This is a genomic window from Xanthomonas sp. LMG 12460 (assembly GCF_009192895.1).
GTDB lineage: Bacteria > Pseudomonadota > Gammaproteobacteria > Xanthomonadales > Xanthomonadaceae > Xanthomonas_A > Xanthomonas_A sontii.
In genome coordinates this window covers 17,908-30,994 of record NZ_NKUH01000028.1, presented here as the reverse complement: position 1 = coordinate 30,994, position 13,087 = coordinate 17,908, and the positions used below count along the sequence as shown (strand labels likewise).

Sequence of the window (13,087 nt, the reverse complement as noted above, 5' to 3'; positions counted from 1 at the left end):
GGAACGTCGATGTTACACAACCGCGGGCGCCAGCACAGCGCGGCGGCGCCCGATCAGCCGAGGAAGGCGTCCAGGGCCGCCTGCAGGCGCCCGGCGTCGCGCGCCGGGTCGAACCAGCGCGCATCCTGCTCGCCGCGCAGCCAGGTGAGCTGGCGCTTGGCCAGCTGCCGGGTGGCGGCGATGGCGCGGACACGGAAGTCCGCCGCATCGCCGACGCCGTCCAGGTACTCCCAGGCCTGGCGGTAGCCGACCGCACGCACCGCCGGCAGCGCCAGCGGCTGCGCCACTGCCTGCATCCCGGGCAGCGCGCGCAAGGCGCGCACTTCGTCGAGGAAGCCCTGCCCCAGCATCGCGTCGAAGCGAGCCTCGATGCGCCCGTGCAGCACACTGCGCTCGGCCGGCGCCAGCACCAGCTTCAGCACCCGCAGCGGCAGCCGCGGCGGACCCGGATCCGCCTGCCAGGCACTGATCGGCCGGCCGCTGAGCCGGTACACCTCCAGCGCACGCTGGATGCGCTGCGCGTCGCCGGGGCGGATGCGCTGCGCGGCCAACGGATCGATCCGCTGCAGTTCCGCGTGCAATGCCGCCCAACCCTCGGCATGCGCCTGCGCGGCCAGCGCCGCGCGCAGCTGCGGGTCGGCCGCCGGCATCGGCGCCAACCCTTCCAGCAGCGCCTGGAAGTACAGGCCGGTGCCGCCGGCCAGGATCGGCAGGCGGCCGCGGGCCACGATCGCCTGCAGCGCGGCGCGCGCGTCGGCGGCGAACTCGGCCGCCGAATACGTCTGCCAGGGATCGCGCAGGTCCAGCAGATGGTGCGGCACCCGCGCGCGCTCGGCGGCATCGGGCTTGGCCGCGCCGATGTCCAGGCCACGGTAGACCAGCGCCGAATCGACACTGACGATCTCGCCGCCGCAACGTTCGGCCAGGGCGATCGCCGCGGCGGTCTTGCCCGAGGCGGTCGGGCCCATCAGCGCGATCGCGCGCGGGCGGCGGTCGGCCGCCATCAGTCCTCGTCCGGCCAGCGGATCGTCGCCGCGGCCGACGCTGTGGCGGCGCGCGGCAACGGCACGGCCTGCAGCGCCTGCCAGACCTTTAGCGCGTCGACGGTGGCAGCGACGTCGTGCACGCGCAGCAGCGCGGCACCGCGCTGTGCAGCCAGCAGATGCGCGGCGACCGAGCCGGCCACCCGCTGCTCCGGCGCCTCGCGCCCGGTCAGCTCGCCGATGCTGCGCTTGCGCGACAAGCCGGCCAGCACCGGCACGCCCAGCTCGACCAACCGCGCCAACTGGGCCAGCAACTGCAGGTTGTCGGCGGTGCTCTTGCCGAAGCCGAAGCCCGGGTCGACCAGGATGCGTCGCTTGTCGATGCCGGCCATCTCCGCGGCGAAGATGCGCTCGGCCAGGAACCGGTGCACCTCGCCGACCACGTCGTCGTAGCCGGGCGCGCTGCCGGCGGCATAGGCATCGGCGGGCATGTGCATCAGCACCACCGGCACCCCCAGTTCCGCGGCAGCGTCCAGTGCGCCGGGCTGGCGCAGGGCCTGCACGTCGTTGATCATGCCGGCGCCCGCCGCGACCGCGGCGCGCATCACCTCCGGCTTGAAGGTGTCCACGCTCAACGGAAGCGCGGTCTGCGCGGCCAGCCGCTCGATCACCGGAATCACCCGCCGCAGTTCTTCTTCCACCGGCACGGGCGTCGCGCCCGGACGGGTCGACTCGCCGCCGATGTCCAGCACGTCGGCGCCCTCCCCGGCCAGGCGCAGGCCGTGCGCCACCGCCGCGTCCACGCTGGCGTGGGCGCCCCCGTCGGAGAACGAATCCGGGGTGACATTGACGATGCCCATCACCCGCGGGCGATCGAGCAGCAGCCGGTGGGCGCCGCACTGCAGGCTGGGCGAGGTGTCGAACATCGGTGAGTCTCCTGGTAGTGGCCGTGGCCGGCGGCGGAATGGCGCTGCACAGCGCCATGCGGCATCGGCGACACACGCATGGCGGCAGCGGCGTGCGCGACGTTTCCGCGGCACACCGCATCGACGCAGCAACCTGCGGCCAGCGCAGTGCCATTGTCGCCCACGCGCACCCAGGCGGCGAGTCGGCATGAGCCGATGCGACCGGCCCCGCACCGCCGCCAATAAAAAAGCCAGGGATCGCTCCCTGGCTTTTCGACGCTTGAAGGGCGCTCCTGCGCTTACACCTGCTCGGCAGGCCCGGCGATCGGCGGCAGCGGACGCGAATTGCCCTTGTCGTTGTTGCCGCCGTCCTTGCCGGACTTGTTCCAGCCCATCGGCGGCGGCGGATCGCGGCCTTCCATGATCGCCTCGATCTGCGGCGCGTCGATGGTCTCGTACTGCAGCAGCAGCTGCGACATGGTGTGCAGCTTGTCCAGATTCTCGGTGAGGATCTGCGTGGTCTTCGCATACGCCTTGTCGAGGATCGACCGCACCACTTCGTCGATGCGCCGCGCGGTGTCGTCGGAGACGCTCTTGTGCTGGGTCACCGAACGGCCCAGGAACACTTCGTCGTCCTCCTCGCCGTAGGCGATCGGCCCCAGCTCGTCGGACAGGCCCCACTTGGTGACCATGTTGCGCGCCATCTTGGTCGCGCGCTCGATGTCGTTGGACGCGCCGGTGGTGACCTTGTCGGTACCGAAGATCAGTTCCTCCGCCACGCGGCCGCCGTACAGCGAGCACAACTGCGACTCGATCGCCACACGGTTCATCGAGTACTTGTCGCCTTCCGGCAGATACATGGTCACGCCCAGCGCGCGGCCGCGCGGGATGATCGTGACCTTGTAGACCGGGTCGTGCTCGGGCACCAGGCGGCCGACGATGGCGTGGCCGGCCTCGTGGTAGGCGGTGAGCGTCTTCTCGTCCTCGCTCATGGCCATCGAACGACGCTCGGCACCCATCAGGATCTTGTCGCGGGCACGGTCGAAGTGGTCCATGCGCACTTCCTTGACCGACTCGCGCGCGGCGAACAGGGCCGCCTCGTTGCACAGATTGGCCAGGTCGGCGCCGGAGAAGCCCGGCGTGCCGCGCGCGATCACCATCGGCTCGATGTCGTCGGCCAGCGGCAGCTTGCGCATGTGCACCTTGAGGATCTGCTCGCGGCCGCGCACGTCCGGCAGGCCCACCACGACCTGGCGGTCGAAGCGGCCCGGGCGCAGCAGCGCCGGATCCAGCACGTCCGGACGGTTGGTCGCGGCGATCACGATCACGCCCTCGCCGCCCTCGAAGCCGTCCATCTCCACCAACAACTGATTGAGGGTCTGCTCGCGCTCGTCGTGACCGCCGCCCAGGCCGGCGCCGCGATGGCGGCCGACCGCATCGATTTCGTCGATGAAGATGATGCACGGCGCATGCTTCTTGGCCTGCTCGAACATGTCGCGCACGCGGCTGGCGCCGACGCCGACGAACATTTCCACGAAGTCCGAACCGGAGATGCTGAAGAACGGCACCTTGGCCTCGCCGGCGATGGCCTTGGCCAGCAGGGTCTTGCCGGTACCCGGCGGGCCGACCATCAGCACGCCGCGCGGGATCTTGCCGCCGAGCTTGGTGAACTTGGTCGGATCGCGCAGGAAGTCGACCAGTTCGCCGACCTCTTCCTTGGCCTCGTCGCAGCCGGCGACGTCGGCGAAGGTGATCTTGATCTGGTCCTCGCCCTGCAGCTTGGCGCGCGACTTGCCGAAGGACATCGCGCCCTTGGCACCGCCGCCGCCGCCCTGCATCTGGCGCATGATGAACAGCCAGAAGCCGATGATCAGGATGACCGGCAGGAAGTTCAGCACCAGCGACCAGAAGCCCGGACCGTTGTCGGGCTTCTGCCGGGTGATGTCCACGTTCTTGCTGTACAGCACGTCGATCAGCTTGCCGTCGCTCGGGCCGTACACCGAGCCTTCGCTGCCGTCGGCGCGCTTGAAGCGGATCGCGTTGACCGACAGGTTGGTGGCATCGGTGAAATCGACCGACTTCACCCGCCCGGCGTCCACGTCCTTCAGGAACTGGGAGTAGGTCACGTTGTCGGTGCCCGCGCCGCCGGCGAGCCGCGGCGAGAAGCTCTGGAACACCACCATCAGCACGACGGCAACGACTACCCACAACAGCAGATTCTTGGTCAAGTCGTTCATCCTCATTGGCTCCGGTGTCCCTTCAACTCTGTCTCGATGCGTGGCATTGCGGATTCAGCCTTGCGTTCAGCTTACTTGATCTGGGCGCGCTTGCCCTGTCCGAGGGCGTAGACCTCCGGCGAGCGCTTGCGCGACGCGGCCGGCTTGCGGATGGTCACCTTCTCATAGCGGCGGCGCATGTCGCGGATGTAGTCGTCGAACCCCACGCCCTGGAACAGCTTGATCAGGAACGCGCCGTTCGGCTTCAGGTGGCTGTCGGCGAACGCCATCGCCAATTCCGCCAGATGCATCATCCGCGGCTGGTCGACCGCATCCATTCCGCTCTTATTGGGGGCCATATCCGACAGCACAAGGTCCACCGGGGTATCGCCCAGCATGGCCTCGAATTGCGATAGCACCGCGTCCTCCCTGAAGTCACCGTGAAGGAACTCCACGCCGGCCAGCGGCGGCATCTCCAGAATGTCCAGGGCCAGCACGCGACCGCGGTCGCCCATCGACTTGCGCACCTGCTGCGACCAGCCGCCCGGCGCGGCGCCGAGATCGACCACCACCATGTCCGGCTTGAGCAGCCTGTCGCGCTGCAGCAGTTCCTCCAGCTTATAGGCCGCGCGCGAGCGCATGCCTTCGGCCTGGGCCTTCTTCACGAAGGGATCGGCGAAATGTTCGCGGAGCCAGCGTTGGCTGCTTTTGCTGCGGGTGGCCATGGACGCACGGTCGGGAGGGGCGGCCATGATACCCTGATCGCCCTTGCCAACCCTGCTCCCACCTGCATGTCGATCAGCCTGACCTCGGCCCAGAACCGCTTCCTGCGCGGCCTGGCCCACGACCTCAAACCCCTGCTGCAGATCGGCAGCAAGGGCGTCACCCCGGCCTTCCTGGCCGAACTGGACGAGGTGCTGGAGCGCCACGAACTGGTCAAGGTGAAGGTTGGCGGCGACGACCGCGAGGCCCGCGACGCCGCCATCGGCAGCCTGGTGGAGCAGTCGCACAGCGTGCTAGTGCAGCGCATCGGCCATACCGCGATCCTGTATCGCCCGGCCAAGGAAGACCGGCAGATCGTGCTGCCGCGCGCCTGAGCGCGCTCCGGTGACCTCATGCAACTGACCCAGGACCTGCCCGACTACGCCTATGCCCTGCGCATGGCCGACGGCCGCCAGGCCAAGGTGAACGACCGGCTGTTGACCCGCAGCTTTGTCCTCGCGCCGGACACCCTGGTCGAGGACTGGCAGGCCCCGCCGGCCGGCGACCTGCAGCCGCAACATCTGCAGCCGCTGCTGGAGCTCAACCCGGCCCTGGTGATCCTCGGCACCGGCGAACGCCAGGTGTTTCCCGCCGCGGCGGTGATGGCGCTGTTCCTGACCCGCGGCATCGGCATCGAGGTGATGAACAATGCCGCTGCGGCGCGCACCTACAACGTGCTGGCCGCCGAAGGCCGGCGCGTGGCGGTGGGGTTTCTGCTCGAAGGCTGAGCCAGGCGTCGCGGGCCGGGCACTGCGACCTCCTCATCGTTGACCTCAGCGGCCTCAACCACGGCCTGGCCGCGCCGCGGACAACATGCGATCGAGGCAGAGAGGACGCCTGTCGTTCCTTTCGTCTCTTGCAGATCGCTGCGCGGCGTCTGCCGCGCGATGCGAGCACGGCGCGTCGGGGCTGAAGCCCCTCCCACAAAAGAATGCATGCACGGTGGCACCCCGGGTGAGCCGGCGGCGCTTGCGGCCCACTGGGCCGCGCCGATGGCGAACGCCCGGCGCGCTGCGCCGGGCCGGGGATCCGCCCGCGTAACGACGCAACCGGTTACTTCGGCGGCAGATACAGCAGCGGGTCGACCGGCTTGCCGTTGTAGCGGGTGAGCCGGCGGCGCTTGCGGCCCACTGGGCCGCGCCGTTGGCGAACGCCCGGCGCGCGGCGCCGGGCCGGGGATCCGCCCGCATAACGACGCAGCCGGTTACTTCGGCGGCAGATACAGCAGCGGGTCGACCGGCTTGCCGTTGTAGCGGGTGAGCCGGCGGCGCTTGCGGCCCACTGGGCCGCGCCGTTGGCGAACGCCCGGCGCGCTGCGCCGGGCCGGGGATCCGCGCGCGCAACGACGCAACCGGTTACTTCGGCGGCAGATACAGCAGTGGGTCGACCGGCTTGCCGTTGTAGCGGGTGAGCCGGCGGCGCTTGCGGCCCACTGGGCCGCGCCAACGGCGAACGCCCGGCGCGCTGCGCCGGGCCGGGGATCCGCCCGCGTAACGACGCAACCGGTTACTTCGGCGGCAGATACAGCAGCGGGTCGACCGGCTTGCCGTTGTAGCGGATCTCGAAGTGCAGCATGTCGCGCGCCGCGCCACTGTGGCCCATTTCGGCGATCTGCTGGCCGGCCTTGACGTTCTGGCCCTCGTTGACCAGGCGCTTGCGGTTGTGGCCGTAGGCCGACAGCCACTGTTCGTTGTGCTTGACGATGATCAGTTCGCCATAGCCGACCAGGCCGGCGCCGGAATAGACCACCACGCCGTCCGCCGCGGCGCGCACGGCCTCGCCGTTGCTGCCGCCGATGTCGATGCCCTGCTTGGTCGCCTCGCCGCCGACGAAGCGGCTGACCACCACGCCATCGGCCGGCCAGCGCCAGGGGAAACCGCTGCTGACCGGCGCCGGCACCGGAACGGACGGCGGCCGAGCGGCGGCGCCGGCACCGGAGGCCGGCGGCGTCACCGGGCCGCTACCGGGCCGCACTGCGACTGCCCCACCCGGCGGATACAGCTTCAGCGACTGCCCCGGATAGATGGTGTACGGCGGCTGCAGGCCGTTCCAGCCGGCCAGGTCCTGCGGGGTGATGTTGTTGGCGCGGGCGATCGCGTACAGCGTGTCGCCGCGCCGAACGGTGGCGCTGACTCCGGGCTTGGGCACGGACACGCGAGGCGCCGAGGCAGCAGCGGTGCCGCGCACCGGCGCGCCGCCCGGCGTGCGCACCACCGTGGCGCTGCTGCAGGCGCCGAGCGCCACCGCCACCAGCACCCCCAGGCCGCAACGCAGGCCGTTCCGCACCACCCGATCCACGCTCATCCGACCTTCGCTCTCCATATGACCCACACCACCAGCAGCGCCAGGATCGCCGAGGCGACCCAGCCGAGCGGCTCGATCCAGCGGCGCAACGCGGCTTCCGCGCGCGGCCCGCCGAGACGGATCGCCCCGGCCACCAGGTACACGCGCTTGCCGCGCCCCACCAGCATGCTCGCCAGGAACGGTAGCAGCGGCACCCCGACGATGCCTGAGGCCCAGGTGAATATCTTCAGCGGGATCGGGGTGAAACCGGCCAGCACCAACAGCCAGAACGCGCGCCACGGCGACTCGGCGATGACCTCGCGCAGATGGCTGACCTGGGAGTCGATCTTCTGCGTCCAGCCCAGCCATTCGATCAGCGGCTGCACCGCGGCGAAGGCGAAATGCCCGAGCAGGTAGCCGATCAGCGCGCCAGCCAGGGAGCCGAGCAAGCTCAGCGTGGCGAACCACAGCGCGCGCCGCGGCTGCGCCAGCGACATCGGCGCCAGCATCACTTCCGGCGGCACCGGGAACACGATGGCCTCGGCGAAACTGAGCCCGGTCAGCAGCGCCGGCGCGCGGCGATGCCGCGACCAGCCGATGGCGCGTTCGTACAACGGCCCGAAAATCTTCATCCAGCGAGGCTCCGAAAGGTCAATCCAGCATGCCCGACAGCAACGGGACGAAGGTCACCGGCGCCAGGACGTCTTGTTCGATCTGGCCGTCGGCCGCACGGCGCAGGCGGATCAGCGATTGCGCGGACGGGCCGCCGACCGGCGCCACCAGGCAACCTCCCGGAGCCAGCTGTTCGACCAGCGCATCGACCAGCGCCGGTGCCGCGGCGGTGACCACGATGGCATCGAACGGGCCATGCTCGGGCCAGCCGATGCGGCCGTCGTCGTGCTTGCTGCGCACGTTCATGCCGAGCTGGCGGAAACGCTTGCGCGCCTGCCGCAGCAGATCGCCGATGCGCTCGACGGTATGCACTTCCAGACCCAGCGCGGCCAGGATGGCCGCCTGGTAGCCGGAGCCGGTACCGACTTCCAGCACCCTCTTCGGCGCCGCTTCCAGCACCGTCTCGGTCATGCGCGCCACCACCCACGGTTGCGAGATGGTCTGGCCGTGGCCGATCGGCAGCGCGGTGTCCTCGTAGGCGCGCGAGGCCAGCGCCTCGTCGATGAACAGATGCCGCGGCACGGTGCGCACCGCGTTGAGCACGCTCTCGTCGCGGATGCCGGCCTCGCGCAGGCGCTCGACCAGGCGGTCGCGCACACGCTGCGAGGTCATGCCGATGCCGATGGCTTCCGGCTGCAGGCGCAACCGCGGGGTCATGCCGGGCGGCCCAGCGCGGCGGTCAGGCCGCCGACCCAGCTGGCGACTTTTTCCAGTGCCTGGTAGCGGGTCAGATCGACCTGGATCGGGGTGATCGAGATGAAGCCGGTGCGTACCGCGTGGAAGTCGGTACCGGGGCCGGCATCCTGCTCGCGCCCGGCCGGGCCGATCCAGTACACGGTGCCGCCGCGCGGGTCGGTCTGCGGCAGGCACGGTTCGGAGCGGTGGCGGTTGCCGAGCCGGGTGACCTCGAAGCCCTTGATCTCCTGCCACGGCAGGTCGGGCACGTTGACATTGAGGATGGTGTCGGCCGGCAGCGGATCGGCCTTGAGCTGGGCCACGATCTCCACCGCGGCGCGTGCGGCGGTCTGGAAATGCCTGGGGTCGTGGTTGTGGCTGACCAGCGACACCGCCACCGCGGGCAGGCCGAGGAAGCGGCCTTCCATCGCCGCCGAGACGGTACCGGAATAGATCACGTCGTCGCCGAGATTGGCGGAATTGTTGATACCGGAGACCACGATGTCCGGGTCGAACTCCAGCATGCCGGTGAGCGCCAGATGCACGCAGTCGGTGGGCGTGCCGGCGACGCTGCAGGTGTAGTGGTCGATGCGCTTGAGCCGGATCGGCAGATCCAGGGTCAGCGAATTGCTGGCGCCGGACCGGTCGCGGTCGGGTGCGACCACCGTCACCTCGTGGCCGGCGCCGCGCAACTGCTCGGCCAGCATGCGAATGCCGGGGGCGTCGACGCCGTCGTCGTTGCTCACTAATACGCGCATGGTGCTCCTCGAAAACCGGGGGCATGATACCGGATGCGCCCTGCCAGGTCGCTGACAGCGCGACGACGACCGCGGTGACGGCCATCGCGCCGCGCACTGGAGCGGCGTCGCACCGTGCGACCGCAGCGCAGTGGTCCGCACGCCAGACGCTGCCGGCAACGCCGCGCTCACCTCAAACCGCGCCGCACGCTCTAAGCTGTGCGCATGGCGCATTCCGACGACGAAGATCCCGCCGCGCTGTTCCGCGCGGCCATCGGCAAGGTGGCCCCGCTCAACGCGACGCCGCCGGCCAATGCCAAGCCGCGCCCCAAGCCGCGCGCGCGCATGGCCGAACGCGACGACGCCGAGGCGCAGGGCGAGTTCCAGCAATTGCTGCGGCAGAGCACGCCACTGGAAGCCGGCGACGTGGCCAGCTACCGCCGCGAGCATCTGCCGGCGCGGGTGTTCCAGCGCCTGCGCAATGGGCAGTTCTCGGCCCAGGACGAACTGGACCTGCACGGTGCCACCGCGGCGCAGGCCGAGACGCTGCTGCGCCAGTTCCTGGCCGAGGCGCACGCGCACGAGTTCGGCTGCGTGCGGATCGTGCACGGCAAGGGCCTGCAATCGGGCGGCGTGCCGCTGCTGAAGAACCTGGTGGACCGCCTGCTGCGCCAGCGCAACGACGTGCTGGCCTTCCATTCGGCGCCGACCGCGCAAGGCGGCACCGGCGCGATGCTGGTGCTGCTGGCGCGGCGCTGAGCGGCGCCGCAGCCGCGGGCACCGCGGCTCGCGGGCCCCATCGGGAATCTGTGCACTGGCCGAGGTGGAGGGCGCCGGATCGTGGCGCCGCCGAATCCGGCATCGCCCACTGATCTGTCATTCGCGTGCAAGAGCGGCTTCACCGCGACCGGCGTGAACGGGAACGCCCGTCGCGGCTATCGCGCGCGCCCGCTGCCTGCATGACGCAGATCCGGCCAGGCCGGGACGCCGCGGACGCGGCCGAGCACCGCGCGTGCGGACCCATTTCAATTTTCGCCCCTTGAAACGTCTTGTCAGAGAGCACCGTCCCTCTGCGAGCCGAACGTGACCGAAGCGACCACCGAATTCTTCCTGCAACCCACTGATCTGGTGGACGTTTCCGCGAGCGCCGCAGCGTTCGAAACGGCGCCGACCCGCCTGGCCCGGCCTGCGCTGCCGCCCCGGCCGAGCGCCGATGCCGCACCGTCACGGTGGTGGCCGCTGTTCCTGGGCTCGTTCCAGGGGCGTACCGACTGGCACGGCAACCGCCTGCAGCGCGGGATCAAGGCGACCAAGTACCTGCTGCGCGCGTTGAGCATGCCGACCGAGCACGGGCGGTTCCTCGACGCAGTGCGCCGCGATCCGCGCATGCGTGGCTATGCCGAGCGCGACCCGCGCCTGCTCGAGCGCCACCTGCACCGCTTCGTCAATACCCGCTGGAGCAGCAAGGCGCGGCTGCGTCACCTGCGGCAGCACTACCGCCTGATGCTCGAGCGCCTGCCGGCCGCGTTGTTCGACGCCATCTACCGTCAAGGCCAGGCGGACCTGGGGACGCTGCCGCTGCACGATGGCAGCCTGCTGACGCTGTCGCTGCTGCCGCCGGCGCCGATGAGCTGCGAAGGCGAGCTCTGGTTGCAGCTCAGCGACGCGGCGGGACGCGAACTGTATCGCCTGGTGCTGACCGTGACCGGCGACGACGCCCATCCGACGGTACTGATCGGTTGCCTGCAGGGCCCAAAGGGTGCCGACGCCCGCGACGTGGTGCGCGCGCTGACCAAGCAGATGCACGGGCTGCGGCCCAAGCAACTGATGCTGTCCCTCGCCTGCACCTTCGCCGAGCGCCTCGGCGCGCACGCGATCCGCGCCGTCTGCAATGGCGCGCATCCGCTGCAGCGCAAGCGAGACGTGTTCCTGTCCGACTACGACGCGTTCTGGATCGAGCAGGGCGGTACGCCCATCGTCGATGGCTGGTTCGCGCTGCCGCTGACCCCAGCACGCAAGACCGCAGCCGATGTACCCAGCCAGCACCGCTCGGCGTTTCGCCGCCGCGAGGCATTGCGGACGCATGCGGAAGGCTTGCTGGCCGCGGCGCTGCCGGCCGCTTGCGGTGCTGCGTCGCGTGGCGGCCAGTGAGCCTGGCTATACTGCCGCGGCCGCTTCCCTCCAGGAGCATCAGCAGTCGTGAGCCGGGCCGAGCACACCGAGGGCGCGCCGTCGCCGGAGCAGGCGCCTGCGCACCAGGTCGACGCGCTGTTCAAGGAACATCACCGCGCCCTGCTCGCGTTCCTGCACTGCAAGCTCGGCTCGATGGCGGACGCGCAGGACGTGGCGCAGGAGGCGTACATGCGCATCGTGACGCTTGAGCGTCCCGACGCGCTGGCATCGCCGCGCGCCTACCTGTTCCATGTCGCCTCGAACCTGGCGGTGGACCGGCTGCGCATGCGCAAGGTCCGCGAAAACGCCGCAGTGGAGCTGCCGGAACACGATCTGCCGCTCCCGCCGGTTCCGGAGCGGCACGCCACGGCCAGCGAGCAACTGCGCGCGTTGACCCGGGCGTTGAAGGAACTTCCCGCAAAGACCAGCCGCGCCTTCGTGCTGCACGTGATCGAAGGCAAGGACTTCGGCATGATCGCCAAGGCGATGAACGTGAGCGAACGGATGGTCCGCTACCATGTGGCCAACGCGCTCGCGCATTGCCGCAAACGCTTCGACGAAGCGGAGATCCCGTAATGGACAGCGGCATCGACCAACACATCCTCGACGACGCCGCGCGCTGGTGGGCCCTGCTGCGCGAACCCGACAGCAACGAGGACACCGTGGCGCGCTGGCTGGACTGGACGGAGGCCGACCCACGGCATCTGCAGGCGTTCGAACGCATCAATGCGCTCGGCGGCGACCTGGCGACGCTCGATGCGGCAACGCGGGACGAGGTGGTGCGCAGGTTCGCGCCGCCGCGTTCGCGCTGGCGGCCGCTGCAGGTCGCGGCCTGCGTGGGCGTGCTGGCGCTCGGCGGCGCTCTGGCCTGGCGGCAGCTGCACCCGCCGCCGCTCACCCAGGTCTACAGCAGCGCGACCAGCCGCCACCAGAACATCGTGCTGGCGGACGGGTCCAAGATCGCGCTCGGCGGCGCCTCGCGGCTGAGCACCCGCTTCAGCGCCGCGCAGCGCCACGTGGACCTGATCGCCGGCGAGGCCTTCTTCGACGTGGCGCACCACGCCGGGCGCCCGTTCGTGGTCGACGCCGGCGGCGTGTCGATCCTGGACGTGGGCACCGCCTTCGACGTCAGCCGCGACGGCGAACGCGTCGAAGTCGCGGTCACCGAAGGCCGGGTCCGCATCTACGGCGCCGGCCAGGTGCCGGCCGACGGCAGCGGCGGGCTGGAAGCGGTGGCCGGACAGCGCGTGTCCTACGATCCGGCCAAGCCCGCGCTGCAGGTCAGCCAGATCGACGTGGCGCAGGCCACCGCCTGGCGCGATCACCGGCTGGAGTTCGTCGATACGCCACTGGACACGGTGATCGCGCGGGTCAACCGCTACAGCGACCGGCCGCTGCGCCTGGCGGACCCGGAGCTTGCACGACTGAGCTTCACCGGCACCGTCGACACGCAGGCGACCGCGCAGTGGATCGAGGCCTTGCCGCAGGTGTTCCCGCTGCGGGTGCGCCAGGGCAAGGACGAGATCGTGCTGAGCCGCCGTTAGGCGATACCGCGCGCCGCCCGGGCTTAGGGGCGGCGGGCGCCCCCGCGTCGACGTCGCCGCGCGTGGCATAATTCGCGCTTCCGCTGGGGGGCGACGGGCAGTGCGTGGGCTGAGGCGACTGATCATCTGCGGCAGCCT

The 13,087-nt window shown here is 70.5% G+C and carries 14 protein-coding genes; 6 read left to right on the top strand and 8 right to left on the bottom strand.

What is annotated here, in order from left to right; translation table 11 throughout:
- Window positions 1–53: 53 nt before the first annotated feature.
- The 4 genes from miaA to rlmE all read right to left on the bottom strand — a co-directional run bounded on the left by miaA (window position 54) and on the right by rlmE (window position 4,829).
- Window positions 54–1,004 carry a tRNA (adenosine(37)-N6)-dimethylallyltransferase MiaA gene (gene miaA, locus CEK66_RS06880; RefSeq protein WP_152236381.1) on the bottom strand — a complete coding sequence of 317 codons (951 nt, stop codon included), beginning with the start codon at window positions 1,002–1,004 and terminating at the stop codon, window positions 54–56.
- Window positions 1,004–1,909 (bottom strand): dihydropteroate synthase, encoded by a 906-nt coding sequence (gene folP / locus CEK66_RS06875; protein WP_152236380.1) that lies wholly within the window; start codon window positions 1,907–1,909, stop codon window positions 1,004–1,006. The genes miaA and folP overlap by 1 nt, the downstream gene beginning before the upstream one ends.
- 278 nt (window positions 1,910–2,187) lie before the next feature.
- Complete coding sequence (gene ftsH, locus CEK66_RS06870; protein WP_017910619.1) at window positions 2,188–4,125, bottom strand: ATP-dependent zinc metalloprotease FtsH; 1,938 nt, start codon at window positions 4,123–4,125, stop codon at window positions 2,188–2,190.
- Window positions 4,126–4,196: 71 nt separating this feature from the next.
- The gene (gene rlmE / locus CEK66_RS06865; protein WP_017910618.1) at window positions 4,197–4,829 is read right to left on the bottom strand and encodes a 23S rRNA (uridine(2552)-2'-O)-methyltransferase RlmE; all 633 of its coding nucleotides are present in this window, start codon (window positions 4,827–4,829) and stop codon (window positions 4,197–4,199) included.
- 66 nt (window positions 4,830–4,895) lie between these two features.
- Between rlmE and yhbY the strand changes: the two genes are divergently transcribed.
- Together yhbY and CEK66_RS06855 are read left to right on the top strand one after the other, a co-directional pair.
- Window positions 4,896–5,201 (top strand): ribosome assembly RNA-binding protein YhbY, encoded by a 306-nt coding sequence (yhbY, locus tag CEK66_RS06860; RefSeq protein WP_010341321.1) that lies wholly within the window; start codon window positions 4,896–4,898, stop codon window positions 5,199–5,201.
- Between the two features lie 18 nt (window positions 5,202–5,219).
- Window positions 5,220–5,594: an Mth938-like domain-containing protein gene (locus CEK66_RS06855; protein WP_017910617.1), complete on the top strand. Its 375-nt coding sequence runs from the start codon at window positions 5,220–5,222 to the stop codon at window positions 5,592–5,594.
- A gap of 778 nt (window positions 5,595–6,372) precedes the next feature.
- On the opposite strand, the gene CEK66_RS06850 is transcribed toward CEK66_RS06855, so the two are convergent.
- From CEK66_RS06850 to surE, 4 genes are read right to left on the bottom strand one after another with little or no spacing between them, the layout of a single operon-like run.
- Window positions 6,373–7,170, bottom strand: coding sequence for a peptidoglycan DD-metalloendopeptidase family protein (locus tag CEK66_RS06850; RefSeq protein ID WP_150409700.1), 798 nt, complete (start codon window positions 7,168–7,170; stop codon window positions 6,373–6,375).
- On the bottom strand, window positions 7,167–7,781 hold the full coding sequence (locus tag CEK66_RS06845) for a YqaA family protein (protein ID WP_152236379.1): 615 nt from the start codon (window positions 7,779–7,781) through the stop codon (window positions 7,167–7,169). The genes CEK66_RS06850 and CEK66_RS06845 overlap by 4 nt, the downstream gene beginning before the upstream one ends.
- Window positions 7,782–7,800: 19 nt before the next feature.
- Window positions 7,801–8,478: a protein-L-isoaspartate(D-aspartate) O-methyltransferase gene (locus tag CEK66_RS06840; protein ID WP_152236378.1), complete on the bottom strand. Its 678-nt coding sequence runs from the start codon at window positions 8,476–8,478 to the stop codon at window positions 7,801–7,803.
- The gene (surE, locus tag CEK66_RS06835; RefSeq protein WP_043091456.1) at window positions 8,475–9,254 is read right to left on the bottom strand and encodes a 5'/3'-nucleotidase SurE; all 780 of its coding nucleotides are present in this window, start codon (window positions 9,252–9,254) and stop codon (window positions 8,475–8,477) included. The genes CEK66_RS06840 and surE overlap by 4 nt, the downstream gene beginning before the upstream one ends.
- 204 nt (window positions 9,255–9,458) lie before the next feature.
- On the opposite strand from surE, the gene CEK66_RS06830 reads away from it, so the two are divergent.
- The 4 genes from CEK66_RS06830 (at window position 9,459) to CEK66_RS06815 (ending at window position 12,949) form a co-directional block, all read left to right on the top strand.
- Entirely contained in the window at window positions 9,459–9,992 is a 534-nt protein-coding gene (locus tag CEK66_RS06830; protein WP_152236377.1) for a Smr/MutS family protein, read from the top strand.
- Window positions 9,993–10,316: 324 nt separating this feature from the next.
- The gene (locus tag CEK66_RS06825) at window positions 10,317–11,384 is read left to right on the top strand and encodes a DUF535 family protein (RefSeq protein WP_152236376.1); all 1,068 of its coding nucleotides are present in this window, start codon (window positions 10,317–10,319) and stop codon (window positions 11,382–11,384) included.
- A gap of 48 nt (window positions 11,385–11,432) precedes the next feature.
- Window positions 11,433–11,981 (top strand): RNA polymerase sigma factor, encoded by a 549-nt coding sequence (locus tag CEK66_RS06820; RefSeq protein ID WP_017911058.1) that lies wholly within the window; start codon window positions 11,433–11,435, stop codon window positions 11,979–11,981.
- Window positions 11,981–12,949, top strand: a complete 969-nt coding sequence (locus tag CEK66_RS06815; protein WP_017911059.1) for a FecR domain-containing protein — start codon at window positions 11,981–11,983, stop codon at window positions 12,947–12,949. The genes CEK66_RS06820 and CEK66_RS06815 overlap by 1 nt, the downstream gene beginning before the upstream one ends.
- Window positions 12,950–13,087 lie beyond the last annotated feature (138 nt).

Bases quoted from the DNA above. Each gene is read 5' to 3' on its own strand.
- CEK66_RS06855 (WP_017910617.1), top strand. From the start codon at position 5,220: ATGCAACTGACCCAGGACCTGCCCGACTACGCCTATGCCCTGCGCATG.
- CEK66_RS06850 (WP_150409700.1), bottom strand. From the start codon at position 7,170: ATGAGCGTGGATCGGGTGGTGCGGAACGGCCTGCGTTGCGGCCTGGGG.
- CEK66_RS06845 (WP_152236379.1), bottom strand. From the start codon at position 7,781: ATGAAGATTTTCGGGCCGTTGTACGAACGCGCCATCGGCTGGTCGCGG.
- folP (WP_152236380.1), bottom strand. From the start codon at position 1,909: ATGTTCGACACCTCGCCCAGCCTGCAGTGCGGCGCCCACCGGCTGCTG.
- CEK66_RS06815 (WP_017911059.1), top strand. From the start codon at position 11,981: ATGGACAGCGGCATCGACCAACACATCCTCGACGACGCCGCGCGCTGG.
- miaA (WP_152236381.1), bottom strand. From the start codon at position 1,004: ATGGCGGCCGACCGCCGCCCGCGCGCGATCGCGCTGATGGGCCCGACC.
- surE (WP_043091456.1), bottom strand. From the start codon at position 9,254: ATGCGCGTATTAGTGAGCAACGACGACGGCGTCGACGCCCCCGGCATT.
- yhbY (WP_010341321.1), top strand. From the start codon at position 4,896: ATGTCGATCAGCCTGACCTCGGCCCAGAACCGCTTCCTGCGCGGCCTG.
- rlmE (WP_017910618.1), bottom strand. From the start codon at position 4,829: ATGGCCACCCGCAGCAAAAGCAGCCAACGCTGGCTCCGCGAACATTTC.
- CEK66_RS06830 (WP_152236377.1), top strand. From the start codon at position 9,459: ATGGCGCATTCCGACGACGAAGATCCCGCCGCGCTGTTCCGCGCGGCC.
- ftsH (WP_017910619.1), bottom strand. From the start codon at position 4,125: ATGAACGACTTGACCAAGAATCTGCTGTTGTGGGTAGTCGTTGCCGTC.
- CEK66_RS06840 (WP_152236378.1), bottom strand. From the start codon at position 8,478: ATGACCCCGCGGTTGCGCCTGCAGCCGGAAGCCATCGGCATCGGCATG.